21 protein-coding genes are annotated in these 26,936 nt (G+C 72.7%); 6 read left to right on the forward strand and 15 right to left on the reverse strand.

What is annotated here, in order from left to right; all coding sequences use genetic code 11:
* Window positions 1-95 precede the first annotated feature (95 nt).
* Window positions 96-1,001, forward strand: a complete 906-nt coding sequence (locus tag MF672_RS51215; RefSeq protein ID WP_302893152.1) for an endonuclease/exonuclease/phosphatase family protein — start codon at window positions 96-98, stop codon at window positions 999-1,001.
* Here the strand turns inward: MF672_RS51215 and MF672_RS51220 are convergent.
* The 3 genes from MF672_RS51220 to MF672_RS04115 form a co-directional block, all read right to left on the reverse strand.
* The gene (locus MF672_RS51220) at window positions 988-1,572 is read right to left on the reverse strand and encodes a glycosyltransferase family protein (RefSeq protein ID WP_302893153.1); all 585 of its coding nucleotides are present in this window, start codon (window positions 1,570-1,572) and stop codon (window positions 988-990) included. The two genes, MF672_RS51215 and MF672_RS51220, sit on opposite strands and share 14 nt — an antisense overlap.
* Entirely contained in the window at window positions 1,569-2,084 is a 516-nt protein-coding gene (locus MF672_RS04110; protein WP_242372525.1) for a M48 metallopeptidase family protein, read from the reverse strand. Before MF672_RS04110 ends, MF672_RS51220 begins: the two co-directional genes overlap by 4 nt.
* A 67-nt stretch (window positions 2,085-2,151) precedes the next feature.
* On the reverse strand, window positions 2,152-2,934 hold the full coding sequence (locus tag MF672_RS04115) for an enoyl-CoA hydratase/isomerase family protein (RefSeq protein ID WP_242372527.1): 783 nt from the start codon (window positions 2,932-2,934) through the stop codon (window positions 2,152-2,154).
* A 123-nt stretch (window positions 2,935-3,057) separates the two neighbouring features.
* Here MF672_RS04115 and MF672_RS04120 point away from each other — a divergent pair, with 123 nt between their 5' ends.
* From MF672_RS04120 to MF672_RS04130, 3 genes are all read left to right on the forward strand, one after another.
* The gene (locus MF672_RS04120) at window positions 3,058-4,497 is read left to right on the forward strand and encodes a ThiF family adenylyltransferase (RefSeq protein ID WP_242372530.1); all 1,440 of its coding nucleotides are present in this window, start codon (window positions 3,058-3,060) and stop codon (window positions 4,495-4,497) included.
* Between the two features lie 61 nt (window positions 4,498-4,558).
* Entirely contained in the window at window positions 4,559-5,893 is a 1,335-nt protein-coding gene (locus MF672_RS04125; protein WP_242372533.1) for an ABC1 kinase family protein, read from the forward strand.
* Between the two features lie 614 nt (window positions 5,894-6,507).
* Window positions 6,508-6,714, forward strand: coding sequence for a hypothetical protein (locus MF672_RS04130; RefSeq protein WP_242372536.1), 207 nt, complete (start codon window positions 6,508-6,510; stop codon window positions 6,712-6,714).
* 1,085 nt (window positions 6,715-7,799) lie between these two features.
* Here MF672_RS04130 and MF672_RS04135 read toward each other — a convergent pair.
* The 4 genes from MF672_RS04135 to MF672_RS04150 all read right to left on the reverse strand — a co-directional run bounded on the left by MF672_RS04135 (window position 7,800) and on the right by MF672_RS04150 (window position 11,910).
* Window positions 7,800-7,964, reverse strand: coding sequence for a hypothetical protein (locus MF672_RS04135; protein WP_242372539.1), 165 nt, complete (start codon window positions 7,962-7,964; stop codon window positions 7,800-7,802).
* Between the two features lie 73 nt (window positions 7,965-8,037).
* Entirely contained in the window at window positions 8,038-8,307 is a 270-nt protein-coding gene (locus MF672_RS04140) for a WhiB family transcriptional regulator (protein WP_043630546.1), read from the reverse strand.
* 509 nt (window positions 8,308-8,816) lie between these two features.
* The gene (gene tesB, locus MF672_RS04145) at window positions 8,817-9,686 is read right to left on the reverse strand and encodes an acyl-CoA thioesterase II (protein ID WP_242372541.1); all 870 of its coding nucleotides are present in this window, start codon (window positions 9,684-9,686) and stop codon (window positions 8,817-8,819) included.
* Between the two features lie 184 nt (window positions 9,687-9,870).
* Window positions 9,871-11,910, reverse strand: a complete 2,040-nt coding sequence (locus MF672_RS04150) for an ATP-dependent DNA helicase UvrD2 (protein ID WP_302893154.1) — start codon at window positions 11,908-11,910, stop codon at window positions 9,871-9,873.
* Between the two features lie 153 nt (window positions 11,911-12,063).
* Between MF672_RS04150 and MF672_RS04155 the strand changes: the two genes are divergently transcribed.
* Entirely contained in the window at window positions 12,064-12,990 is a 927-nt protein-coding gene (locus tag MF672_RS04155; protein ID WP_242372545.1) for an alpha/beta hydrolase, read from the forward strand.
* An 84-nt stretch (window positions 12,991-13,074) separates the two neighbouring features.
* Window positions 13,075-13,323 (forward strand): mycoredoxin, encoded by a 249-nt coding sequence (locus tag MF672_RS04160; RefSeq protein WP_242372547.1) that lies wholly within the window; start codon window positions 13,075-13,077, stop codon window positions 13,321-13,323.
* Window positions 13,324-13,336: 13 nt separating this feature from the next.
* Here MF672_RS04160 and nudC read toward each other — a convergent pair whose 3' ends face one another.
* From nudC to MF672_RS04200, 8 genes are all read right to left on the reverse strand, one after another.
* Window positions 13,337-14,308: an NAD(+) diphosphatase gene (nudC, locus tag MF672_RS04165; protein ID WP_242372549.1), complete on the reverse strand. Its 972-nt coding sequence runs from the start codon at window positions 14,306-14,308 to the stop codon at window positions 13,337-13,339.
* A 338-nt stretch (window positions 14,309-14,646) separates the two neighbouring features.
* Entirely contained in the window at window positions 14,647-17,940 is a 3,294-nt protein-coding gene (locus MF672_RS04170; protein ID WP_242372551.1) for an ATP-dependent helicase, read from the reverse strand.
* Window positions 17,934-21,038, reverse strand: a complete 3,105-nt coding sequence (locus MF672_RS04175; protein ID WP_242372555.1) for an ATP-dependent helicase — start codon at window positions 21,036-21,038, stop codon at window positions 17,934-17,936. Before MF672_RS04175 ends, MF672_RS04170 begins: the two co-directional genes overlap by 7 nt.
* 258 nt (window positions 21,039-21,296) lie before the next feature.
* Complete coding sequence (locus MF672_RS04180) at window positions 21,297-24,044, reverse strand: CDP-glycerol glycerophosphotransferase family protein (RefSeq protein WP_242372558.1); 2,748 nt, start codon at window positions 24,042-24,044, stop codon at window positions 21,297-21,299.
* Between the two features lie 238 nt (window positions 24,045-24,282).
* On the reverse strand, window positions 24,283-24,591 hold the full coding sequence (locus tag MF672_RS04185; protein WP_302893155.1) for an MGMT family protein: 309 nt from the start codon (window positions 24,589-24,591) through the stop codon (window positions 24,283-24,285).
* Complete coding sequence (locus MF672_RS04190; protein ID WP_242372561.1) at window positions 24,579-24,938, reverse strand: hypothetical protein; 360 nt, start codon at window positions 24,936-24,938, stop codon at window positions 24,579-24,581. The genes MF672_RS04185 and MF672_RS04190 overlap by 13 nt, the downstream gene beginning before the upstream one ends.
* A 23-nt stretch (window positions 24,939-24,961) precedes the next feature.
* Entirely contained in the window at window positions 24,962-26,125 is a 1,164-nt protein-coding gene (locus MF672_RS04195; protein WP_242372563.1) for a S8 family serine peptidase, read from the reverse strand.
* Window positions 26,119-26,922: a hypothetical protein gene (locus MF672_RS04200; protein WP_242372565.1), complete on the reverse strand. Its 804-nt coding sequence runs from the start codon at window positions 26,920-26,922 to the stop codon at window positions 26,119-26,121. The genes MF672_RS04195 and MF672_RS04200 overlap by 7 nt, the downstream gene beginning before the upstream one ends.
* Window positions 26,923-26,936: the final 14 nt, after the last annotated feature.

Below are 26,936 nucleotides of genomic sequence, written 5' to 3' on the forward strand. Positions count from 1 at the left end.
GTTCGGTGAGTGCTCCGGCTGAGTCGCCCGTGGGCGGCACGATCGTCACGCCTGTCGGCAAAGGCCGGAGATTCACCGGGTCCGTCCTGACCTGGATGGCAGTGACCCCTTTCGCGGCTTGGGCCGCCGTCCGGGTGGCGGGGCTGGAGCGCGGGTCGCTGCCGACGCAGATCATGACGGCGACCCCGTACGCGGCGGCGGGCTCGCTGGTCCCGCTGCTGATGGCGGCGCTCGGCCGGCGGCGCGCGGCCACCGCCGTGGCGCTGCTGGCCACCACCGCGCTGGGCTTCGCCGTGCTGCCGAGGGCGCTCGGCACGGCCGAGGCCGCCGCCGGGCGGCCGTTCCGGGTCATGACGATCAACATGTTGTTCGGCCGGGCCGACGCCGAGACGATCGTGCGGCTGGTGCGGGAGTTCGACCCGGACGTGCTGAGCACGCAGGAGCTGACCCCGGGGGCGGTGTCCGACCTCGACGCGGCCGGGTTGAAGGAGCTGATGCCGCACCGGGTGCTGCAGGCCGAGTGGAGCGCCGCGGGCAGCGGCCTGTTCTCCAAGCACGAGCTGCGCGAGCTGCCCGACATGGTGCCGGACGTCGGGCACCGCATGCCGGCCGCGGCCGTGTCGCTGCCCGGCGGCGATCCCGTCGAGTTCGTGGACGTGCACCCGTACCCGCCGCTCGGCCCCAACGTGGTCAATTGGAACGAGGCACTGGACACGCTGCCGTCCGCGTCACCCGACCGGGTGCGCGTCCTGGCCGGCGACTTCAACGCCTCGCTCGACCACGCGGCGCTGCGCGGCGTGCTGTCGCGGGGCTACAAGGACGCGGCCGACCAGGTGGGCGCCGGGCTGATCCCCACGTGGCCGGCGAACAAGAAGGTGCCGCCGATCATCACCATCGACCACGTGCTGGTCGACCGGCGGGTGGCGGTGCGGGCGGTGGACGTGCGCACCGTGCCGGGCACCGACCACCGGGCCGTGCTGGCCGAGCTCACCCTGCCTTGAGCAGGGCCCTGGTGTTGTCCCAGCCTTCGAGACCGGGGTCCAGGCGGTGGACGTCCTCGGGGGTGCGCAGGCGGTGCCAGCCCGGGGTGGTGGCGACCCTGCGGGGGCCCGGGGCCTGGCCGCGCAGCGTGGCCACGAGCTCGGGGTCGTCGAGGTCGGGCGCGGCCCAGGCCGGGGCGGGCAGGGCGCAGGCCAGGGCCACGGCGCCGCCTCCCTCCGCCGGGCAGATCGTGATCTCGGCCCGGCCGAGCTCCCTGAACAGCTTGCCGACCAGCAGCGGCGGCAGGTCGGGGGCGTCGGCGGCGATGACCGCGGCCTGGTCGCCGCGGAGGCGGGCGAGCACGCCGGTCAGCGGCTCGTCCTCGCCGACGGTGACGATCTCGGTGCCGGGCCACACGAGGTGGTCGAGGCCGGGGACGCTGGTGACGAGCACCGGGGTGACGAGGTCGAGGCCGGCCACCATCTCATAGGTGTCCTCGGCCACCGCCTCCAGGAACTCGCGCGGGTCGGTGCCCGGGGGCGCCGCCTGGGACATGCGCTGACGTACGAGGACCGCGGCGATGCGGGTCAACACTCCTCCGGTGCCGTGTGGGCCGCGGCGGAGAATCCTTCAAGGAACCCACGGGCCCGCTCCGCCTTGGGATACTGTTCTACCAAGGCCCAGAACTTGGCGCCGTGGCTCGGCACCAGCAGGTGCACGAGCTCATGGATGATCACGTAGTTGATGACCCATTCGGGCAGGCCCTTGAGCCGGGTCGAGATGCGGATCGTGCCGTTCTCCGGGGTGCAGGAGCCCCAGCGGTGCTGCTGGTTGTCGACCCAGCGGACACTCACGGGCTCGGGTCTGCCGTCGAGGTATTTCGCCGACAGCTCCCTGGCCCTCTCCAGCAGCACCTCGTCGGTCGGCCTTCGGCGGCGTTCCTTGGCGGCCAGCCGATCGAGCATGCGGCTCACCCATTCATCCGCGTCTTCGCCGCTCAGCCAGGCGGGCAGGAGCACGATCGTCTTGTCGCCGTCGCGGTATGCGGAGACCGTACGCCGGCGACGAGAACTGCGACGAACCTCGACTGTCTCGGGGGGCACATATGCACGTTAGCCGAGTTGACGCAAATTCCACAGAGGGTGGACGCTGTTTCTGCTGGTCAGATGATTAAGAGCCGGTGAATTTGGGCACGCGCCTTTCCCGATGCGCGGCCAGGCCCTCGAGCAGGTCCGACGTCGCCATGGTCACCGGCTGGGCCAAGGATTCCCACCTCAGCGCGGCTTCCAGGTCTTGATGGTCTTGGTTGAGCGCCAGTTTGGTGAGCCTCGTGGCAATGGGCGCGTTCTGCGCGACCTTCCTGGCGATGGCGCTCACTTGCGGGAGCAGGTCATTCTTCGGGAAAGATCCATTTACCAAACCTTTATCCGCTGCTTCCGTACCCGTCAGTGCGCGGCCGGTCAGCAACATCTCGCGGGCCAGGCCGACGCCCGCCCTCGACGGGAGGAGGTAGGTGGCGGCCATCCCCGGGTGCAAGCCCAGCGAGGTGAACGGGGCCAGCAGCTTGGCGTCGTCGGCGGCGTACACCAGGTCGCAGGCCAGCGCCACGCACAGGCCCGCGCCGACCGCCGGACCGTTGACGGCGGCGATCGTGGGGATCTCCAGCCGGTGGACCAGCAGCCAGGTGCGGTAGAAGGCGAGCATGCGCTCGCGCAGCTCGGGGACGGCCTCCGCGCCGCGCTCGCCCAGCCAGGACAGGTCGCCGCCGGCGGAGAAGGCGGTGCCCGCGCCGGTCACGACGACGCAGCGGGCGTCTCGGTCCTCGGCGAGGGCGGTCATCGTCTCGCGCCAGCGGTCGGTGAGTGCGTCGGTCATGGCGTTGCGGCGGTCGGGGACGTTGAGGGTGAGGAGCACCACGCCGTCGTCGTCGCGATCAACCAAGAGCTCGGTCATGCGGGAAGCGTACTCGGGTGGCCTCCCGCTGCTCGGGCACCGCCCGCCGGCTGCCGCACCGGTTATCCACAAGCCGCGCGGAACCCTCTCGGGATCATGCTCCGACGTGCCAACCTTCCCGCCATGAGGCCCCGTGTGAAGCCCGCCCTCCGGCGCATCCTGCGCGACGAGCAGACCCTCCAGTACGGCGTGCACCCGCTGCGCGCGGTCCTGCTGTCCGGCCTGGCCCGCCCGGTCCGGCAATGGCTGGAGTGCCTTGACGGCACCCGCGACCTGGATCGCGTCCTCGACGCCGCGAACGCCGCCGGGCTCGACGAATGCCGCGCCCGCGCCCTGCTCGACCAGCTCACCGCCCAGGGCGCGCTGCACGACGCCGCGACCGGCCCCGAGGCGCTGCGCGACCTCACCCTGGCCGAACGCGACCGGCTGAGACCCGACCTCGACGCCCTCGACCTGTCCTGCACCTCGCCGGACGGCGGCATGGCCCTGTTGACCCGGCGCCGCGCCGCCCGGGTGCGCGTGTACGGGGCCGGCCGGGTGGGCGCCCAGATCGTCGCGCTGCTCGCGGCGGCCGGCGTGGGCCACATCCGGGTGATCGACCCCGGCACCGTCCGGGCCGGCCACATCACGCCGGGCGGGCTGTCGTGGGCGGAGGTGGGGATGACGCGTGAGGAGGGCGCGGCCGCCGTGGCCCGCCGTCTCACCTCAGGCGGCCACCCACCCACCACCCCCTCCGCAGCGGGCTCCGCCCCGCAACAGCAGCCGGGCGACCAGCCACGCCTCAGCACCCGGCAGCCCGCGAGCACCCAGCGACCGGCGGGCTCCCAGCAGCCCGCCGACCCCCAACGACCGATCACCCGCCACCACCGGGGAAGCGCGCCCCAGCCGGGGACGCCCACGTGGCAGCCGAGCAGCAGCGGCACGGACATGCGTTATCTCGGCCGGCCGCCGAGCCAGCGCGCCGCCGAGCTGGCCGCGCGGCAGGAGGCGATGGCCCCGCCCAGGAAACGACGCGACGGCCGGTACGTCGACGGCCAGGACCTCGTCAGACCGACGGTCGAGGTACTGGCGGGGGGCACGTATCTTGGGGACCAGTCGGATCGTCCGGATCTGGTGGTCATCGCGCCGGTCACGCCTCTGGACGGGGTGCTGGCCAACGAGCTGATCGCGCTGGGCATCCCCCACCTCCTGGCGGCCGCCTTCGAGGGGCACGGGACGGTCGGGCCGCTGGTCCTGCCCGGCAGGACCGCGTGCCTGCACTGCCTCGACCTGGCACGGCGCGACCGCGACCCGGGCTGGCCGATCGTGACCGCGAAGGTGGGCGGCTACCCACCGGGCGAGATCGCCTGCGACGCGACCCTGGCCACCCTGGTCGCGGCCGAAGCGACCGGCCATGCGCTTGCTCATCTCGACGGCAGGGAGTCTGCTGTGACCAACGGCACAATGGATGTAACACCTGATTGGCGCTGGAAGAGAAGCTCCTGGCAGCGGCATCCGCAATGTCGTTGTATGCGAAACGATCCTTATTCGCTAAGAATGGTCATGTCGCCTCACCGCGACTGACGTGCTTACGTACGACCACGAAGGGGGGAAGCGGATCTCCGCCGAGGTTCCGCGCATCAGTGTGAGCGATCTTCCACGCCGTGCTGTCACGCGCTCCGCCAAGCTGGCCACGCTTCCCCTCGGGTTCGCCGGTCGCACCGCCCTCGGCCTGGGCAAGCGGCTGGGCGGCAAGTCCGCCGAGATCGTGGCGCAGGAAGTCCAGCAACGTACCGCCGACCAGGTCTTCAAGGTGCTCGGCGAGCTCAAGGGCGGCGCGATGAAGGTCGGGCAGGCTCTGTCGATCTTCGAGGCGGCGTTGCCGCCCGAGATCGCCGGCCCCTACCGCGCCACGCTCACCAAGCTCCAGGACGCCGCTCCCCCGCTGCCGGCCGCCACCGTGCACCGGGTGCTGACCGAGCAGCTGGGCGACGACTGGCGCGACAACTTCCGCTCCTTCGACGACCGGCCCACCGCCGCCGCCTCCATCGGCCAGGTGCACAAGGCCGTCTGGCACGACGGCCGCGAGGTGGCCGTCAAGATCCAGTATCCGGGGGCGGGCAAGGCGCTGCTCGGCGACTTCAGCCAGCTCGCGCGGCTCGGCAAGCTCTTCGGGGTGCTGCTGCCCGGCCTCGACATGAAGTCGGTGCTGTCGGAGCTGCGCGAGCGGATCGCCGAAGAGCTCGACTACCTCCGCGAGGCCCACGCGCAGCACGCCTTCGCCGGCGAGTTCGCCGGCGACCCCGACTTCCTCGTCCCCGACGTGATCGCGGCCAACGAGATGGTCCTGGTCACCGAGTGGATGGACGGCGTGCCGCTGTCGCGCATCATCACCGGCGGCACCAAGGAGGAACGCGACCGGGCGGGGCTGCTCTTCGTGCGCTTCCTGTTCTCCTCGCCGGCGCGGGTGGGCCTGCTGCACGCCGACCCGCACCCGGGCAACTTCCGCATGCTGCCCGACGGCCGGCTCGGCGTGCTCGACTTCGGCGCGGTCAACCGGCTGCCCGACGGCTACCCGCGGGTGTTCGGGCAGCTCATGCGCATCTTCAACCAGGGCGACATGGACAACGTCGTGACGGGGCTGCGACAGGAGGGCTTCATCCGCGACGGCATCGAGATCGACCCCGACGCGTTGCGGGCCTTCCTCGCACCGTACGTGGAGCCGACGGCGGTGGAGGAGTTCACCTTCAGCCGGGAGTGGCTCCAGACGCAGGCCGCCAGCGTCGCCGACCTCCGCCCCGGCAACGTGGTGCGCCAGCTCAACCTGCCGCCGTCGTACGTCCTCATCCACCGGGTGCACGCGGCGGGCGTCGGCGTGCTCTGCCAGCTCAACACCACGGCCCGATTCCGGGACGAAGCGATCCGCTGGGTCCCCGGCTTCTCCGACGACCCCGACGACCAAGCCCTCGCCATCATCTGACCCCCAACACCCCACCCACCGCCCTCACCAGGCCGACCCGCCTCCTGACCAAGACCAGCAAGAGACACAGCACCCACCGCCACACCAACCCAGGTGTCATCCCTTCAAGCCCTTCAAGCCCTTCACGGCAACGCCTTCAGCACCACACCCCTCGACGCAAGCCCTCAGGGCACACCCGCAGCGCGACACCGCACAGCGCGCCACTCCGCAGCGCGCCATCGCGGCACGCGCCATCGCGGCACGCGCCATCGCGGAGCGCGGCACGACGCAGCGCGGCACCTTCGGGGGCGGCACCCGTTGACGCGCGGCCTGGCCAGAGGGGTGCACCCGCCGCCGCGTCGTCCGCTTCACCTACGCCCGACTTCCCGGCGCTACGGCATCTCCGACACGTGACGCCTACCTGCGGGCATTTGCTACCGTCCCGTCGCATCCATCGGGCTGCATTCGGTTGTGCGGTTACGTACCGTTAGCGCGCGGCCGAGAACCCACGGCCCTTCTCCTGCCTGGGGTGAGCTGGGCAAATGAGGGCGGGGAATTCTTGGCACCGGCTGTGGCGACTGAATACTCTGTGTAATCATGTGAGGGCAGTTCGTTACCTCGACGAAAGGAAGACCATGCGTCGATCCGTCCGTCTGCTCATCGCCACCACACTGACCGGGGCAGGGATGCTCGCTGTCGCTCCCGCTGCCCACGCCGTCGTCGATCCCGTCGTCATCGCCGAATGTCTCAGCACGAGCGCCGGTGACATCACTCATCTCGTCGACCCGGCCGCGCCGGGTGTGCCGGCCGAGTTGCCCGCCACGCACTGCCTGGCTCCTTGAGGGTCTCCCTGCGTACCTCGTGATCTGATCGCGCCGCGCGTTCGCGCCGGCCATGTCCAGGATGCTCATCTCTTCCGCAAGGCAGGCCTGTCAGGTGGAAGCGGGCGGGCGGTTCACAGGTCGACGAGGTTACGGGTTACGGCGGGTCGCCGGGACCAGTGCAACAGGCGACCCGCCGTAACCGATGTAGGGAGTCGACAGACATGGCTCTCTCATCCGGCGGCTCGTGGAACGCAGGGATGCAGGGTGACCGCAGCAGAGGCGACGCTCGTGGCAGAGGCGGGAAACCGGCCCACTGGGCAAGGCTCCGAGCAAAGCCCTCGGGCACAGGCCGAGGTAGGGCCGCCAAGGTTAAGGCCGCCGAGATGGGGCCGCCAAGGTAGGGCCGAGGAGGCCGTGGTCAGCGCAGGTGAGATCACCGATTCCACAAGACCTATGACGGTACATGCGGCGAGCGCAGACGTGACGGTGCAGCCCGAGGGCGACGGGCCCAGCGCAGGTGTGCGCAGGTGGGTCCGAGGGCCGTGAGGTGCCCCAGGGGAGTGCAGGTGAGATCCCGAGAGTCGTGAGAGAGCCGGCGCGGAGCCCCGGGAGTTGCGAGGCGGCGCGACGGCCCCGGGCAGGGCGGGGTCACCAAGGACTGAGGCGGCCAGGCACAGACGGGTGTGGCTCCAAGCACCCAAGCACTGAGGTGGCACGGCGCGAGCGGGTGCGGTTCCGAGGGCTTGGGCGGGGCGGGCGCAGTGCGACTGAGTGCGGCTCCGGCACCTGAAGCGGCGCGGCGGCGGGCCTTGGCGAGAGCGGACGGGATTCCGCAAGGTCGAGGGGCGCCCGTGGCAAGGAAAGGCGGGAGTTCGCGAGATCAAGGGCGCCCGTGGCGAGGCCGAGGGCGGCCGTGGCGAAGGTGAGGGGAGTTCGCGGGGTCGAGGGGTGATCGGTGGTGGGCGGCGCGGGGAGGATGTGGGTGAAAGGGGAGGAGCCGGGCGCTGGGTGCGTCCGGCTCCTCGGTTGTTACGTGTTGTCGGGGTTCAGGGGAGATCCTGCGCCGGCGGCAGGATCTCCCGGGTCATCCCGGTTCTCCCCGATCACCACTGCAGGAGCAGAGCGCGGCGGAGGCGGTCGTTGGCCTTCTGGACCTCGCGCCGCGCCCGCTGTACACGCTTGACGCGCAGCGCGAGCCGCTCCTCCTCCGCCTCGCGGTGGAGGGTTTGTATTCGGTCGTACACGAGGTCATGGATGAGATGGGACACTGCGGGGCTCCTAGTCGGTCGAGCGCTCATCGGTTTTCTTCGCTTTCTTGTGGAGTGGAGTGCGTACGGTGGATCAGGCAGCGACCGGGTGCTTGCGGGGACGCCCGCGCGGACGCTTGCGGGGAACGACGGTCCCCCTGAGGATCAGCTCGCCGCCCCAGACGCCCCACGGCTCCTCGCGCTCGAGCGCGCGGTCGAGGCAGGCCTTCTGGATCGGGCAGCCGCCGCAGAGCGCCTTGGCGAACTCGACGTCCTCGGGCGACTCGGCGAACCACAGGTCAGGGTCGGTACGACAGGGGATCTTGGCTTCGTCGATCAGGTCCATGATCGTCTTCGCCCCCATCTTTCTTCTCCTTCGATCGATCTTTTTGATCTTGTTTGGGCACCTCGTAGGTGGTCGGGATCGTGGGCAACAAAATGGCCGCGGATCCGTCTGTGGATCCGCGGCCTGGGGGCTACTTTCGCCGGTCAGGTTATGACCGGTGTATCCCTCCAGGGCTGCGGACCGCACAGTCCACCCTTGGTGAGCTGGTTGGCCGGCAGTTCGATACCACCTGCGTAGACAGGAGCCACTGGCATGGCGGCGGCGCCGGCGTGGGCGCGCCCGCGGAAGGCGGCGGCCTGACTACGGACAGACTTCTCCTGCCGCAGCATGGCGGGGCCATCGACGAGCCTCACCGAGTCACGGCATGCGGAAGCGAGCCACTGCGTGGCAGCGGAAATCTGAATGCTCGTCACCGGGGCTCACCTCCACTCTCTTGATCGTCGGAAACAGGAGTGTCCGACTCGCTTGACCATGACCCTAAACCGGGAAGCCCGGAAGGGGCAACATATTTTCTACCTGCGATTTCGCTACTTGATCGGCCGGATCATGGCCTCCTGGACCACCGACACCACGAGGTCACCGGACGCGGTGAACATCTCACCGCGCGCCAGCCCCCGGGCGCCCGCCGACCAAGGCGACTCCTGAGCATAGAGCAACCACTCGTCGGCCCTGAAGGGGCCGTGGAACCACATGGCGTGGTCGAGCGAGGCGCCCATGACGTTGGACACGCCCCACGCCATGCCGTGCGCCAGCAGGATGGTGTCCACCAGCGTGAAGTCGGAGGCGTAGGCGGCCAGCACGACGTGCAGCAGCGGGTCGTCGGGCAGCTCGGCGTCGTAGCGGAACCAGACGTTGGTCTCGGCGCTGCGCAGCGACGGGTCGTGGTAGGCCTCCCACGTCAGCGGCGAGGCGTAGCGGGCGTCGACGGGCCGGGGCCGCGAGACGAAGTCGCGGAACTCGGGGTGGTCGCCGACCAGGTCGAACATGCGGTCCTGGAACGTGGGCAGCGTCTCGGGCGCCGGCACGACCGGCATCACCGACGCCTGGTGCGCCACGCCCTCCTCGGCGATGTGGAACGACACCGACATCGTGAAGATCGCCTTGCCGTGCTGGACGGCCTGGACCCGCCGGGTGCTGAACGAGCGTCCGTCGCGCACCCGCTCCACGTTGTAGACGATCGGGATCGACGGGTCGCCGGGCCGGATGAAGTAGGCGTGCAGCGAGTGGACGAAGCGGTCCTTGGTGACGGTGCGGCCGGCCGCGACGAGCGCCTGCGCCGCCACCTGTCCGCCGAAGACGCGTTGGATGCGCTCCTCGGGGCTCCTCCCCCGGAAGATGTCGAGCTCGATCTGCTCCAGGTCGAGCAGGTCGAGCAGCTCCTTGAGCGCCTCGTTCACGTGTCGGTCCCCCTCGCGGGTCCCGGCGCCGGCGGATTCCGGCATCGGGACAAGTCTTGTCATATCGGACGGTCTCCGGTCCTGACACAAGTTTGACGTGCGGCCGGAGCCGGTCCGCATGCGGCCCGGCTTGTCCGATGATTACCGGTGCTGATTTCGCGGTTGTTACACCGGCCGGCGGGCGTCAGGCGCCGCGGCACAGCGCCAGGACGGCCTCGCCGTAGCGGTCGAGCTTGACCCGGCCGACGCCCGCGATCGACAGCAGCTCCTGCTCGCTCGTCGGCGCGCGCTCGGCGATGGCCTGCAGCGTGACGTCGGTGAAGACGACGTACGGCGGGATCTTGCCCTCCTTGGCGGTCGCCGTCCGCCAGACCTTCAGCCGCTCCAGCAGCTCCTCGTCGTAGTCGGCGTGGCAGGTGGCGCAGCGGCCCAGCTTCTGCTCGGCCACGGCGGTCAGCGTCTTGGCGCAGACCCGGCAGCTCACCGGCGCGGCCACGGTGCGGCGCTCGCGGGCGGGCGCCGCGGCGGCCGCGCGGGGCGGCGCGGCCCGGCCGGTGAGGCCGTCGAGGAAGCGGGACGGGCGGCGGCTCTTGCGCCCGCCGGGCGCGCGGGCCAGCGCCCAGGAGATGGTGAGGTGCTCGCGCGCGCGGGTGATGCCGACGTAGAGCAGGCGGCGCTCCTCCTCGATCTGCTCGGGGGTCTCAGCGTAGATGATGGGCAGCATGCCGTCGGTGACGCCGACGAGGAAGACCGCGTCCCACTCCAGGCCCTTGGCGGCGTGCAGCGAGGCCAGCGTGACGCCCTCGACGGGCGGGGCGTGCTGCTCGGAGGCGCGGCGCTCCAGCTCGGCGACGTACGCGGGCAGGTCGGCGCCCTCGGCCGCCATGTCCTCGGCGAGGTCGGCGAGGGCCTTCAGCGACTCCCACCGCTCCCTCGCCTTGCCGCCGCCGGGCGGTGAGGGGGTGAGGCCGACGCCCGCGAGGACGTGGTGCACCTCCGAGGCCAGCGGCTCGCCGGCCGCGGAGCGGGCCGCGCCGCGCAGCAGCACGACCGCCTGGCGGACCTCCGGGCGTTCGAAGAAGCGCTCCGCGCCGCGCAGCAGGTAGGGGATCTCGGCCTTGGCGAGCGCCTCCTCGTACGCCTCGGACTGCGAGTTGACCCGGAACAGCACCGCGATCTCGCGGGCCGGGACGCCCTTGTCGAGCAGCTTCCTGATGGCCCTGGCCACCCCGGCGGCCTCGGCCGGCTCGTCGTCGTAGTCGGCGAAGACCGGCCGCGGCCCGTCGGGACGCTGCGCGACCAGCTCCAGCCGGTGAGGCGACTTGCCTCGGGCGATGACGAGGTTGGCGAGGTCGACGACCTGCGGGGTGGAGCGGTAGTCGCGCACCAGCTTGATGACGGCGGCCTGCGGGTGCTCGACGGCGAAGTTGGTGAGGTAGCGGGGGCTGGCGCCGGTGAAGGAGTAGATGGTCTGGTTGGGGTCGCCGACCACGCAGATGTCGTCGCGGCCGCCGAGCCAGGTGTCGAGCAGGAGCTTCTGCAGCGGGTTGACGTCCTGGTACTCGTCCACGACGAAGTAGCGGTACTGCTGGCGGATCTGCGCCGCGACCTCCTGGTGCTCGGTCATCACGGCCGCGGTCAGCTCGAGGATGGTCTCGAAGTCGACCAGGTGGCGCTCGCGGCGGAGCTGCTCGTACGCCTCGTACAGGCGGGCGATCTCCTCGGGCGCGACGGGCGGGGTGCGGTGGTGCTTGGCCGCGGCGGCGGCGTAGTCGTCGGGACCGATCTGGGTGACCTTGGCCCACTCGATCTCGGCGGCGATGTCGCGCAGCTCGGACCGGTCGGGGGTGCGCCGGACCTGCCGGCACGCCTCGGCCAGCACCGGCAGCTTCGACTCGATGACCGACGGCGCCTCGCCGCCGATCACCCGCGGCCAGAAGTAGGTGAGCTGGCGCAGCGCCGCCGCATGGAACGTGCGGGCCTGCACCCCGGGCGCGCCGAGCGCGCGCAGCCGCTGGCGCAGCTCGCCCGCCGCCCGAGTGGTGAACGTCACAGCCAGCACGCTCTGGGCGTCGACGACACCGCTGCGCACCGCGTGCGCGATCCTGTGGGTGATCGCCCTGGTCTTGCCCGTCCCGGCCCCGGCCAGCACGCACACGGGGCCGCGCACGGCCTCGGCGACCGCGCGCTGCTCGGGATCGAGGCCGATCAGAACGTCGTCCACATCTGTCACCTCTTCATCTTCCCAGGACTGGCGGCCAAGGACTTTATTCTGGCAACATGCGGGCCGTCGTATGTTCTCGGCCAACGAGATGCAAAGAACTGGTCTCTTCCCCCACAATGGGGCCGACCATTGAGCATGGGGGAAAGGAAGGCCGTGCGGATAGCGGTTCACGTGGGTGCCCTGGCGCTCGCCGCCGTCGTGCTCACACCCGTCAGCGCGAGCGCGGTCAGCGCGGGCGCGGCGGCGCTGGAGCCGACGCCCTCACCCACCGTCGCCACCCCGGCGACCTCGGACGACGTGTACGGCCTCAGCACGGAGACCATCGCCTACGGCCCGCACCGGCGCCAGCAGATGGACGTCTGGTGGACCCCCGACGGCCAGCAGCGCCCCGGCGTGTTCCTCATCCACGGCGGCTGGTGGTCCAGCGGTGACAAGCGGTACATGAAGGAGATCACCCGCAGCTACGCCGAGCTCGGCTACACGGTCTTCAACCTCAACTACCGCCTGTCCGGCGACGCGGCCTGGCCCGCGCAGCGCACGGACGCGCTCTCGGCGATCGCGACGGCCCGCAAGTTCGCCGACCGGTGGTCGTTCGACCCAGGCAACTACGTGGTGGTCGGCTTCTCGGCGGGCGGGCACATCGCGGCGGCCGTCGGCACGTACGGCGACGGCGTCAACGGCCTGAAGGGCGTGGTCGGCCTGTCGCCGATCATCTCCCCGCTGCAGGCGTACGCGGACGGCGACCCCCGCAAGACCACCGACCGCAGCAAGCGCAGGCTGCGCCAGGCCGCGATCAAGCTGGCCGGCGGCTGCGCGCCCACGGGCAAGTGCTCGCGCGTGTGGGCCAGCATGGAGGTGGCCTGGCACGCCAGCAAGCACGACGTGCCGATGCTGGCCATCCACTCGCAGGACGAGTTCGTGCCGCCGGCGCAGAGCATCCTGCTGCGGGACATGCTGGCCAAGGTCGGCGTGCCGGTGACCGTGCTGACCCAGCCGGGGATCAACCACAGCGCGCCGCTCTACCGGGAGCCGGGCGTGGCCGAGCGGGTGCAGGCCTGGATCGCCGAGCGCATCGGCTGAGCCACCGCGGGAAAGGGATTAACCAGGCACGTCGTGTTGTTGCACGGGACGCCTGTTTTCCTGACCTGGGAGGGATCACCCGACATGGCGCTCACGGTCTACAGCACCACCTGGTGCGGCCCCTGCAAGCGGCTCAAGGCCCAGCTCACCCGTGAGGGCATCAGCTTCGAGGAGGTCGACATCGAACGCGACCCCTCGGCCGCCGAGTTCGTGATGAGCGTCAACAACGGCAACCAGACGGTGCCGACCGTGGTGATCGACACGCCCGCCGGCCGCGTGGTGCGCACGAACCCGTCGGCGCTGGAGGTCAAGGCCCTGCTGGGCGCGGCCTGACCGGGCCCGCCGGTCACTCGTAGGCGAGCTGCCCGCCGTACCACGTCTCGATGAGGCGGCGGGCGATCGACACCGCCGGCGGCAGGCGCAGCTCGCCCGAGTCGAGCGCCGCGGTCAGCTCCTCGCGGGAGTACCAGTGCGCCTCGGCGATCTCTTCGGCGTCGGGCCGCAGCTCGGTGGTGACGGCCTCGGCGAAGAAGCCGAGCATGAGGCTGCGCGGGAACGGCCACGGCTGGCTGCCGAGGTAGCGCGGGTTGACGACGGTGACGCCGACCTCCTCGGCGACCTCGCGGACCACGGCGTGCTCCAGCGACTCGCCGGGCTCGACGAACCCGGCGAGGATGGACAGCCGCCCCTTCGGCCACTGCGGGCCGCGGGCCAGCAGGCAGCGGTCGGCCTCGTCGCGGATCAGCATGATCACTGCCGGGTCGACGCGCGGGAAGTGCTGGCTGCCGTCGCGCGGGCAGACCCGGACGTGCCCGCCGGCCTGGACGTCGGTGTGGCTGCCGCAGCGCGGGCAGTACTCGTGGGTGGAGTGCCAGGCCTCCAGCGCGACGGCGTAGACCAGCAGGCCCGCGTCGCGGTCGCCGAGCAGCCCGCCCACCTGGCGCAGGCCGGCCGCGACCGGCACGCCCTCAGGGGTGTCGCCGAGCTTCATCGCGAACGTGACGCGCCCGTTGACCTCGTGCTTGGGCACGCCGGGCAGCGGCGCGGCGACCGCGAAGTAGGCGACGCCGCCCTCGACCCCCAGCAGGTAGCGCTGCCCCTCCGGCGCGTCGGCCGGGGCGAACAGCACCGCCCGCACCTCGTCGCCCACCCTGCGCACCAGCGTGTGACCGTCGTCGACGACGAGCACCCGGGTCGCCGGATCGGACCAGGCCCGCTCCAGCCACCCCTCGTCGGCACGCAGCGCCGCGGAGCGGTCGATGGTGCCACGCGCGAGCAGCAGGGGTCCGATGAGTTGTTCTTCCGCAGTGATCTCCACTGGCCCCGCCCCTCCTGAGTCCCCTGACATCCTATGACCTCGCACTTAGCGCTCGATCGCGGTTTCGGTCGGGCTGCCCGGCAAGGACCGGCGGGCCTGCGCGGCCGCCGGGAACACGTTCCTGATGCGTCGCGAGCTCCTCGAAGCGGGGGTCGAGAAGGTGTGGCCGGCCCGGCTCGCGCCGGACGACCCGGTGCCCGGGCGAGTGCCCTGCCCCGTGGTGCCGAAACCGCGGGAGGGCGTGGCCAGCGAGGACCGATCCGCGTGGGGAACGACCTGGACGGTGGTCCTCGCGAGGGCCGGGGCCCGCGCCTGGAGCATCTCGCGCCACGGCTTCCTCATGCGTCCGGAGCCGGCTTTCCGTCATCCGCGATCCTGACGCTCTCCACCAGCGCGACCAGCCCGGCCTCGTCCAGCAGGTCCACCGGGCGGACCGTGCGGTTGGCGCGCACGTAGTGGAAGGCCGCCCCCACCCGCTCCAGCGGCACCCCGGCGAGGTGCGCCCAGGCCATCCGGTACGCGGCGAGCTGCACCGACGCCGCCTTGGCCGCCTTGCCGCGCGGCGGCTGCCCGGTCTTCCAGTCGACGACCTCGTAGCCGTCGCCGGCGGTCTCGAAGACGGCGTCCATGCGCCCGCGCACCAGCCGGTCGCCGATCATCGTCTCGAACGGGATCTCCAGGTCCACCGGCCGCCGGTCGGCCCACTCGCTCTGCTCGAACCGCTCCTGCAGCTCGGCCAGCCGCACGTCGGCCTCCTCCGGCTCCAGCTCGTCGTACAGCTCGAAGTCGTCGATGAGCCGCTGCTGGTCCCAGCGGGTCTCCAGCCACCTGTGGAACGACGTGCCGCGCCGGGCCAGCGGCGCGGGCTTGACCGGCACCGGGCGGCGGATCCTGCGGGCCAGCTCGCGCGGGTCGGCGGCCAGCGTGACCAGCGACGACACGGTCAGCTTGGCGGGCAGCTCGACGATCGTGGCCGGGCGGCGCAGGTGCCGCTCCCGCTCGCGCAGCAGCAGGTCGGTGTCGCGGTCCCAGGCCCGCATGCGCTCCTGCTCGTAGGCGCGCACCGGCTCGTCGTCGTCCTCGTCGTCGTCCTCGCCGAGCGCCCCGGACAGCACGTCCTCGACCAGGCGGGCGCCGTCGAGCACCGACTCGTAGCGCAGTCCCTCGGGCGTGACCGGCCAGACCGCCTCGGCGGGCTCGGCGAGCAGCGGGTTCGTGGCGCCCTCCGCGAGGTCGCCGGCCCAGACCGAGACCCGGTCGGCGGTGTCGCGGATCTCCAGCAGGAAGTCCGACGGCTCCAGCGGCTTCGTGGCGGTGCCCCACCGGTAGCCGGAGGCGATGAGGTGGTAGTGGGCGCGGGTGACGGCCACGTACGCGAGGCGCCGTTCCTCCGTCAGGTCCCGCTCGCGGCACAGCTCGTCGAAGACGGCCAGCTCCTCCTTGCTCAGGCCGCTGAGCCGCGGCAGGTCGGCGGCGTCGCCGCGCAGCGGGTACGGCAGCTTGCGCGGGTTCTCGGTCCACCGGCTGTTGGTGACCGGCGAGGCCGGGAAGACGCTGCCGGTCGCGACCGTGCCCTTGGAGCTGAGGAGCTGCGACAGCCCCGGCACCACCACGACCGGCCACTCCAGGCCCTTGGAGGCGTGCACGGTCATGAGCTTGACGCTGTTGCTCTCGCCGACCCGCCCGGCCTCCAGCCCGAACTCCTCGCTCTCGGCCGCCTCCAGGTAGGCGAGGAACGCCCCGAGCGTCGGGTCCTCGGCGTCGCCGGCGAAGCGGGAGGCGGCGTCGATGAAGGCGTCGAGGTCGGCCCGCGCGGCGAACGCGCCCGCCGTGCCGCTCCGCGCCGCCACCTCGATGTCGAGGCCGAGCCGGCGCTCCACCTCGGTGATCAGGTCGGGCAGCGGCTGCGCGGCGTGCGCGCGGAGCTGGCGCAGCTCGTGGGCGAGCGCGACCAGCCGGGTACGGGCCAGCGGCGAGAACAGCTCCAGCCAGCCCTCCCGGTCGGGCAGCTCGTCCAGGGCGTCGACCAGGCTGCCGCGCTCCTCGGCGAGGTCGGCCACCACCTGGTCGAGCGGGTCGGCGGCGCGCTCGCTCTCGCTCAGCTCGCGGGCCAGCTCGCGCGCGCACTCGCCGAGCACCCGCAGGTCGGCGGGGCCGATGCGCCAGCGCGGCCCGGCCAGCAGGCGGGCCAGGGCGTCGCCGGCCGTGGCGTCGTAGAGGACGCGGAGGGTGGCGACGATGTCGTTGACCTCGGGCACGGTCAGCAGGCCGCCGAGGCCGACCACCTCGACCGGGATGTCGCGGTCCTCCAGTGCGCGGCGCAGCGCCGGGAACTGCGAGCGGCGGCGGGCCAGGATCGCGACGTCCTGCGGCTGGAGGGCGAGCGTCTTCTTGCGCTCCTTCTCGCCCCAGGGCAGGCCGTCGGGGGCGACCTCCTGGCCGAGGATCTTCGCGATGCCGTCGGCGACCCACCGGGCCTCGTCCTCGGCGGTCTCGTGGAAGGCGCAGGTGACCCGGCCGCGCTCGACCCGGTTCGGCCCCGGGACGAGCACCGGCACCTCGCGGGCCTCCATGCGCAGCGGGAGCTGGATGCGGGCGGCCACGTCGAGCACCCGGTCGCCGTTCCTGAAGCTGACGCTGAGCTGGCGCACCGGGGCCGGGTCGCCCGTGCCGGTGCGGAAGTCGCGGGAGAAGCGGCGCAGGTTGCCGGCGGAGGCGCCGCGCCAGCCGTAGATGGACTGGCAGGGGTCGCCGACCGCCGTCACCGGGTGGCCGCCGCCGAACAACGAGCGCAGCAGGACGAGCTGCGCGTGGCTGGTGTCCTGGTACTCGTCGAGCAGGACGACCGCGTAGCGCTCGCGCTCGATCTCGCCGACCTCCTTGTGGCGCTCGGCGATGCGGGCGGCGAGCGCCATCTGGTCGCCGTAGTCGATGACCTCGCGGGCGCGCTTGAGCCGCTCGTACGCCTCCACCAGCGGCAGCAGCTGCTCCCTGGCCCCCTGCACGTCGAGCGGCCGGCGCTGGGCCAGTGTGGTGCGGCCGGGGACGCGGGCCAGCCGCTCGCGCAGCCACTCCCCCAGGCGGCGCACGTCGTCGGGGCGGCGCAGGTGCTCCGACAGCTCGCCGGACAGCTCCAGCAGGGCCGCGGTGACCGAGGGCGGGCCCAGCTCGACGCGGTCCATCGGCCCGTCGTGCACGGCGACCACGCGGGAGGCGAGCTGCCACGACACCGCGGGGGTGACCAGGCGCATCGTCGGCTCCAGGCCCTCGCGCAGCGCGTGGTCGGTGACCAGGCGGGAGGCGTAGGCGTGATAGGTGGAGACCGTGGGCTCGTTGTCCAGCGCGCCCGGCTCCACCAGGCCCGCCTCGGCGAGGCCGGTCAGCCGCTCGCGGACGCGGGTGGCCAGCTCGGCGGCGGCCTTGCGGGTGAACGTCAGGCCGAGCACGTTCTCGGGCTTGACCAGGCCGTTGGCGACCAGCCAGACGACCCGGCCGGCCATGGTCTCGCTCTTGCCCGAGCCGGCGCCGGCCATGACGACCATCGGCTCCAGGGGCGCCTCGATGACGGCCGCCTGCTCGTGCGTGGGGGGAAGGACGCCGAGCTTGCCGGCGAGCTCTGCGGGGGTCAGCACACCTGGCCCCCGTTGTCGTTGACCGGGCAGCTCGACCGGGCGGCGCAGGTGCGGCAGCCGTCGTTGATCTTGGCCTGGAAGAACGGGCCGGACATGCCGGTGGCGACGGTGTCGACCAGGTCGGCCGCCCAGCCGGGGTTGCCGTCGTCGGCGAGGGCGTTCTGGCGCTGCTCCAAGGCGTCGTTCTTGCCTCCAGCCTTGCCGAGCTGCACCAGGGCGGCCCCGCCGGGCTCGGTCATGCCGTGCCGGGCGAACGCGCCGAGCAGCGCGGCGAGCTGGTAGACGCCGAGCTGCGGATGCCGGTCCAGCTCGCCGGCCTTCGGCTTGGAGCCGCCGGTCTTCAGGTCGATGATCACCGCGCGGTTGTCGGAGTCGCGCTCGACGCGGTCCACCCGGCCCTTGATCTGCACGCCCTCGGAGACCATCGCGGTGAACGACTCCTCCAGCGCGACCAGCTCGCGCGGGTTCTCCTTGTGCCAGCGCAGGAACTTGCCGATCATCTGCTCGGCCACCTGGCGCTGCTTGCGGTTGTACCAGGTGCCGCCGAAGTCCAGCTCGTGCCAGACCTCGTCGAGGCGGCGGCCGAGCAGGTCCTCGCTCGGCAGGTCGGTGGCGGCGAGCACGGCGAGGGCGTGGATGACGTTGCCGAGGCCCTGCGCGGTGCTGGTGCCCGCCGCGCCGACGGCGGTCTCCAGCAGCCAGCGCAGGCCGCACTTGGTGAAGCTCTCCACGGCCGACGGCGAGATGCTGACGACGCCCTCGGGCCAGCTCAGCGGGCGGTCGTCGGTGATGGGCGTGAGGGCGTACCAGTCGTTGGGGTGCGCGCCCTGGACGCCGGCGGCGGCCAGCCGGGCGAGCTGGCGGGCGGCCTTCCTGCGGACCTTCGCCGGTTTCGTCGGGTCGGTCACCGCGCTCCGCAGGTCGGCCACCAGCGCGGACATGGTGAGCCAGCGGGCCCGGTCGTCCACGGTGGCGGTCTCGACCGCGCCGGGGGCCAGCTCGGACAGGAAACGGGAGGGGCGCTCGTCGGTGTCCTCGCCGCCGACGGCGGTGACGACCAGGCGGCGGCGGGCCCGGGTGGCGGCCACGTAGAACAGCCGGCGCTCCTCGGCCAGCAGCTTGGAGACCAGGGAGGCGGCGTTCGGCTCGGCGCCCTCGACGGTCTCGACCAGGTCCTCGACGCCGAGCAGCGAGCCGCGCAGCCGCAGGTCCGGCCAGACGCCCTCCTGCACGCCCGCGACCACCACGACGTCCCACTCCAGGCCCTTGGAGCGGTGAGCGGTCAGGACGCGCACCGCGTCGCCGTCGGGGGCGCGGTCGGCCAGCGTGTCGCCGGGGATCTCCTGGGCGGCCAGGTCGTCGATGAAGACCTCGGGGCCCGCCTTCGGCATGCGGTCGACGAACTTGGCCGCCTGGTCGAACAGCGCCACCACGGCGTCGAGGTCGCGGTCGGCCTGCGCGCCCCTGGGCCCGCCCGACATGCTCATGTCGGTCCAGCGGGCGGCCAGGCCGCTGGCCTCCCAGACCGCCCACAGCAGGTCCTCGGCGGTGCCGCCGTCGGCGACGGACTTCCTGGCGATCGCGAGGAGCCTGGCCACGCGCTCGGCGGGCAGGGCGACGTGCGGCTCGATCCTGGTCAGCTCGCGGGCGTCCCGCACGGCCGCGACCAGCAGCTCGCCGGACGAGCGGGCCTCGCCCTGCTCCGACGCCTCGTTCTCGGCGATCTTCAGGGCGCGGCGCAGGCGCCGCACGCCGATCATGTCGGTGCCGCCGAGCGGGCCGACCAGCAGCTCCTCGGCCGTGTTCTCGTCGAGCTGGGCCGGGTCGATGGCGACCTTGAGCATGGTGAGCAGCGGGCGCACGCCCGGCTCCTGGGCGATCGGCACCTCGTCGCCGGCGACCATCGTGGGCACGCCGGCGTTGGTCAGCGCGCGGCGCAGCAGCGGCACCTGGCGCTTGGCCGAGCGGACCAGGATCGCCATGCGGTGCCACGGCACGCCCTCGATCAGGTGGGCGCGGCGCAGCGTGTCGGCCACGATCGCGGCCTCCTGGCTGGTGCTGTCGGCCAGCAGCACGCGCACCTCGCCCTCGGGCAGGCCGGGCAGCGGGACCAGGTCGCGGTGGTCGTGGCGGTGGTCGAAGCCGGGCGCGACGGGCAGCTTGGCGGCCAGCCGGCGGCTCGCCCCGAGCAGGTTCGCGCCGCTCCTGCGGCACACGCGGAGGGCCAGCACGGGCGCGTCGCGGCCGTCGAGGGTGCGGAAGCGCTGCGGGAAGCTCATGATGCCGTGCACGTCGGCGCCGCGGAAGCCGTAGATGGACTGGTCGGGGTCGCCGACGGCGACCAGGTCGCGGCCGTCGCCGGCGAGATGGTGCAGCAGCAGCTCCTGGGCCGGGTCGGAGTCCTGGTACTCGTCCACGAAGATCGCCTCGTGGGCGGCCCGCTCCCGCTCGCGCACCTCCGGGCGGGCCAGCAGCGCCGAGGCCGCGCCGATCAGCTCGGCGTAGTCGTAGGTCTCCTCCGGGTCGAGGTCGAAACGCACCTCGTAGCGCTCGGCGAAGCGGCCGGCCGCCACCCAGTCGCGGCGGCCGTGGCGGCGGCCCAGGTCGATCAGGCGGGGGCCGTCCAGGCCGCGTTCGCTCGCCCGGGACAGGAAGTCGCGCAGCTCCTCGGCGAAGCCGCGGGTCTTCAGCGGCTCGCGCAGCGAGGCCGGCCAGTCGAGCGCGCCGTTCTCCAGCTCGCCGTGCAGCAGGCGGCGGATCTCCAGCAACTGCTCGGGGCCGGTCAGCAGGCGGGGCGGGGCCTTGCCCTCCAGGACGGACTCCCGGCGCAGCAGCGCGTAGGCGTAGGAGTGGAAGGTCATCGCGAGCGGTGTGCGAGTGGTGCGGCGGAGGCGCGCGGTGACGCGGCGGCGCAGCTCCTCGGCGGCCTTGCGGCTGAAGGTGAGGATGAGCACCCGCTCGGGGTCGAGGCCGCGCCGCTCGATGCGATCGACGACGCTCTCGACGATCGTGGTGGTCTTCCCGGTGCCGGGACCGGCCAGGACCAGCAGCGGGCCGCCCGGGTGCCCGACCACGGCACGCTGGTGCTCGTCCAGCACAGGGGGCACATCAGGGGCGCTGTTGCCACGCCGTACCAACCGCCAGGTCTGACCACTCACAGCACTAGATTCCACCAGACCACAGGGGTAGATCGTGCCGACTTGCCCGGTCTTCTCGTGCGAACCGCCTACGGTAGCGGGCGAAAGTCCAGGAATCGCGCCGACACGCCGGCCCGCGGCGGCGCGCTCATCGTGGGCTTGCGGCGCGCCTGAGCGGCGTCCCGGGCGCGGCGAGGCGGCCCGGGACGCCCGGCGGGGTCAGGAGAACAGGTGGTCGACCACGCGGGCCGTGGCCTTGCCGTCGTCGCGCGGCGCGAACGTGGCGCGGAAGGCCTCGTAGCGGTCGGCGTGGGCGGCGGCGACCGAGTCGATCGAGCGCAGCGCGTCGACGACGTCGGCCGAGGTGGACAGCACCGGGCCCGGGGCCTGCTCGGCGAGGTCGAGGTAGAGGCCGCGCTTGGCGGCGTACTTGGCCTGGTCGTAGGCGTACAGGACGATCGGGCGGCCGGTGGCGGCGAAGTCGAACATCACCGAGGAGTAGTCGGTGACGAGGACGTCCGCGATCAGCAGCAGATCGGCGATGTCCGGATAAGTGGTGACGTCGTGGGCGATGTCGGGGACGGCGGGCACGGCCTGCATCGGGTGCGCGCGGACCAGGATCTCGTGGTCGGCCCCCAGCGCCTCGCGCGCCTTGGCCAGGTCGAGCTTGACCATCGCGTTCTTGCGGTCGTAGTCGCGGTACGTCGGCGCGTACAGGACCACCCGCTTGCCCGCCGCCAGCCCCAGCCGCTCGCGCACGGCCGCGGCCAGCGCCTCCCGGTCGGGCGAGTTGAGCACGTCGTTGCGCGGCAGCCCGCTCTCCAGCACCTCGCCCTTGTAGCCGAACGCCTTGCGCAGCACCGGCGTGGCCCACGGCGACTGCGACAGCAGCAGGTCCCAGCCCCGCACCTCGGCGGCCTGGCGGTGCCAGATCGGCGGCCTCGGGTCGCGGTTCATGTGGGGCTGGTCGTTGCCGATGTGCTTGGCCGGGGTGCCGTTCCAGGTCTGCACCACCGTCTGGTCCTCGCGGGCGCGGAACCAGGTGGGCAGGAAGGCGTTGGTGATGATGTGCCGGGAACGCGCCAACGCGGCGTGGTGCTCGCGGCTGCCCGCGCGCACGACGGTGGCCGGGCCGGGCGGCACGAAGGCGCCGTCCTTGACGACCCAGATGTGCTCGCGGTCGTCGCCGCGCCGCAGCCGCTCCTCGTAGATCGCCCGGACGCTGTCGGCGTACAGGCGGCCGTCGTTGACGACGTAGACGGTGGCGTCGTTGAGCGGCTCGGTGCGCTGCGCCGGGTAGAAGACGCGGCGCAGCACGTGGGTGCCGGCGACGCCGCGCTCGTCGGCCGGGCGGGCCTCCTCGACCATGACGACCGGCACGTCGAAGCGCGTGGAGAGCATGCGGTACGTGCGGCCGTCGAGCGTGCGCGGCTTCTCGTCCAGGCCCGGCAGGGCGGCGTGGTCCATGCGCAGCGGCACGATCTCGCCCGACGGGTGGCGCAGCGAGAGGTTCCAGGTGCCGGAGGCCAGCGGCACGGGCTCGCCGAACCGGTCCATCGCGGCCGGCTCGACGCGGACGGAGAACTCCTCGCCGGAGCGCTCCATCGGCAGCTGGTAGGACAGGCCGGAGCGGTGCCGCAGCGTGAGCGTGCGCGGGCCGGGCGCGTCGGGGTAGCGGCCGCTCAGCCGGAGCGCCTGGCCCTCCCACACGGCCGCGGTGATGACCGGCCTGATGCGGTGGGCGGAGACCACGACGCGGTCGCGCCGGTCGCCGAGCACGGTGATCTCGCGGTCGCCGACGACCGTGCGGGCCTCGGCGAAGTCGGCCAGCATGACGGAGGCCGCCGGGTCGCCCTTGGGCTCGACCCAGAGCCGTCGCCCGTCCTTCTCCTGCAGCAGCGCGGGCACGGCCAGCGCGACCACGACCTCGGTGCCGCCGGAGGCGGGGGTGAAGTCGGCGGCGATGCGGTGGCCGCCCAGCCGGGCGTGGCCCTTGGTGACCGTGCGGCCGGGCAGGAAGACCTTGAGCTCCAGGCGGTCGCCGTCGAGGGTGACGCCGGTCAGCTCGGCCCGGTTGGGCTGGAGCACGACCTGGAGGGCGCGGTCGGAGGTCCAGACCGGGCGCACCCACCAGCCGGGCTTCAGCTTGAGCCCGGCCGGGCGCTCGGGACGGCCCAGCGAGGAGCCGCGCAGCAGGCCGGTGGCCCGGGCGCCGCGGCTCCAGAACACGATCTCGGCCCGCCACGTGGTGGTGTCGGGCACCGACGGCCGGTGCCGCATCCGGCGGCGCACCCCGGACACGACGCCCCGCACCGCGCCGCGCCAGCGCAGCGGCCACGGGCTCAGCTCCGCCGAGAAGCCGGACCAGTCGTAGTTGCAGCCGGGCTCGCGCGCCCCGTGGGTGGCCTCCGGCTCGTACGTCCGCTTCGTCCGCATGCGGATCGGCGGCAGCCACCGCGGCCCGCGCAGCACCACGGTCGCCCAGTTGGCGCGCCTGCTGCGCACCGACAGCCCCGCCAGGTAGGCGAAGCCGGTGACGCGCAGCCTGCCGCCCTCCCAGGTGATGTCGTCGATGTGGGTGACCGGCACCAGGTCGGCGCGGCGCAGCCGGTAGAGCTCGGACGGCAGCTCGTCCTGGAAGGGCAGGTCGGCGTACCAGCGCAGGCCCTTGCGGATGCGCTTGGACGGCTCGGCCGCCGCGGCGACGACCTTGGCGAGCGTCTCGCCGTCGATCAGCTCGTCGTCGGGGCGGGTCTCGATGAGGTGCACGATCACCCGCCGGGCGACCGGCAGGTCGCGTTTGACCTGCGCGTCCACGCCGGCGAGGTACGGGCGCACGAGCGCCAGCATCTCGCGCCGCCGCGCGGGGCCGCGCTTGACCGCGAGGTCGATGCGGCCCCCCAGGGGACCGCTGAGCACCTCGGTGTCGAACGCCGCGTCGCGTCCGCCGGGGCCGACCGCTCGCATGACCGCTTCGAAGGGCTCGCCACGATCGCAGAGATCCTGGACAGCCTTCAGGCGGTCGGCGAGGGGGTCGCCGCCCTGGCTCTGGGCTGTGACGCCGGTGGCCATAGGGGAGGCACCGCCTTTCGGGCCGCCATCAGTGTTCTGCCCATGGTAATGGGAGTCACATGTCACAGATTCGCCCGATCAACGAAACCGCAGGTCGGACCCGTTACTGAAACTTCGCTGAAGGTCACTCACGTTATACCTGGTCGCCGCCGTCCCAGCGGGCGCGGCGCATGTCCACGCGCTCGCCGCGCAGCGGGGTGCCCTCCGCGCGCCAGCGGTCCAGGCATTCGCGCAGGTGGTCGGGGGCGGCGCCGCTGCCGTCGGCGTGCACGACGCGCCACCAGGGCACGCCGCCGCCATAGGTGGACATGACCTTGCCCACCTGGCGGGGGCCGCCCTCGCCCAGGTACTCGGCGATGTCGCCGTAGGCCATGACCTTGCCGGGCGGGATGCGCTCGACCAGGTCGAGCACCTGCTCGGCGAACGGGTTCAGGCCGTCCACGCCGCCGGCCCGGCGTCGATGACCTGCTCGAACTTGCCGAGCTCGACCACGCCGCCGCCCGCCTCGACCTCCATGACGCCGTCGCGGAGGCTGTAGACCTCGCCGTCCTCGCCCACGAGCCGGGCGCCGAGCGCCGCCGACAGCCGGAGGAGCTGGGCGACCTGCCAGTCGGAGCCGGGCTCGCCGACCACCTGGCCGGTCCAGCGGGCGACCTGGTGCGCCACGCCCGCGTGGCCGGTGACGATCTCGTCAGATCCGCGCAGCTCGAAACCGGCCGGCGCGATGGCCTTCGCCAAGTCCGCGAAGGCGAGTGGCGACTCGCGTACCACTCGCAGCTCGTATCCCATGACGGGGGACCATAGCGGATCTTTCACGACTCTCTGCGCTGATTGAGCACGACGATCGCGCCGCAGAACGTGATGAGCGCCACAAGCGTGCCCCCTCCGTACAACCAGAGCCGCAGCGGATCGGGACCAGGGCGCTGGGGCACCGGGGCCTCACCGCTGCCGAAGTGCTCCTTCGAGCCGGGGTCGGCCGCGCCGCTCCCGGCGCCGGCCAGCGCGGCGGCGGTGTTGAGCGCGGCGGCGGCGTCCACCACACCGAAGCCCACCTGGTCGTCGTAGCCGGCGGCGGGCCGGCCGCGGGCGCTCGCCGCCAGGGCCTGGGCCACCTGCTCGGGCCGCAGCCCGGGATGGCGGGACTTGATCAGCGCGGCCACGCCGGAGACGAGCGCGGCCGCCGAGCTGGTGCCCTCCGACAGCTCGTAGCCGCTCCTGCGGTTCACCACGGGCACGCCCACGCCGGGCGCGGACACCAGCACCGACAGGTTGTCGCTGCTGAAGGAGGCCCGCCTGCCCTGCTTGTCGGTGGCGGCCACGCCGATCACGCCCGGGTAGCCGGCCGGGAAGCTCCAGTAGGAGGTGCCCTTCTCCTTGGCGTACTGGGTCTGGCCGTCGTTGCCCACGGCGGCGACCAGCACGACGCCCTTGCCGAGCGCGTACGACACCGCCTCCCGCTCGGACTTCAGCGGCCCGTAGGAGCCGATCGACATGCTGACGACCTGCGCCCCGTGGTTGGCGGCGTAGCGCAGGGCGCGCGCCAGCGGGCTCTCGGCGAGCGTCTCGGCGTCCGGCTCGGGCGGGATGCCGATCACCGGCTCCTCGTCGGTCGCCATGGGCAGCGACAGGATGCGGGCCTCCGGCGCGACGCCGACCAGCCCCTCGTCCGCGCCGGAGCCGGCGATCAGGGCCGCCATGGCGGTGCCGTGCCGGCCGGGCGGCACGTCGCGGACGGCGGTGCCCGAGGTCATGTCGGGGCCCTTGGTGACGCGGCCCTTCAGCTCCTTGATCCCGTCGTCCACGCCGCTGTCGACCACGGCGACGGTGACGCCCGCGCCCTTGGTGACGGTCCAGGCCTGCTCCACGTTGAGCGCGTCCAGCACCCACTGCTGCTGGTCGCGGACCGGCGCGGCGGCGCTGGTCTGGCCGGTCAGGACCAGCAGCGCGGCCGTCAGCGCGCGTACGGCGGTCAGCACACGTTCCCCTGGGTGCACGGCGGGACCTTGGGCGGGTCCGCGAGGAAGTACGCGATCTGGTTGCCGAGGGACTTGCCCGCCGGCCACAGCTCGGGATGCAGGATCTCCTCGGGCGGGATCGAGGCCCTGGTGCGGCCGTCGGCGTAGCCGCCGGTGGAGAAGACCAGGTACGGGCCCGCGCCCACCCAGCTCGTCCGCTGCCGCTGGTCGGGGCCGAAGCGCTCGCTCACCGTGCCGGGGAAGGCCACGGGGAGCACGCCCACGCGGTCGTCCTGGGTCAGCTCCTCGCCGGCCGAGACCCTGGCGGCCTCGTCCTTGAGCACGGCCACGCCGACCGTGAAGACGAACGACGCCGTCTGGTCCATGTACGTGGCCCGCAACATCGTGACGCAGCCGTGGCTCCGCAGCACGTCGGCCACGGGGGCGTCGACGCCCTTGGCGCACTCGGTCTCGGGGGCGATGCCGACGCGCCTGGCGTACTGCTGGGCGCGGTCGAAGCCGAAGTACTTGACCTCGTCAGGGAAGACGCCGGTCATCGGCCACGCCTGCCAGCGGCGGGCGATCTCCTCCTGCTTGTACTGGTTCTGCTCGGCGGGGGTGAGCGGGCGGGAGCGGGTCTCGTTGAGCAGCCCGATCGTGCCGAGGAGCACGACCACCGCGGACACGGCGACGATGACGCCGAGCAGCGTCACGAAGATGCGCCGGTACCGGATGCCCTGCTGGAGCGCCAGCAGCTCGGCGCGCTGCTTGGCGGCGCTCGCCCGCCTGCGGCCGCCGGAGGCCGGCCAGGCGCGCACCCGCGCTCTGCGGC

Source organism: Actinomadura luzonensis (genome assembly GCF_022664455.2).
GTDB classification, from domain to species: Bacteria; Actinomycetota; Actinomycetes; order Streptosporangiales; family Streptosporangiaceae; genus Nonomuraea; species Nonomuraea luzonensis.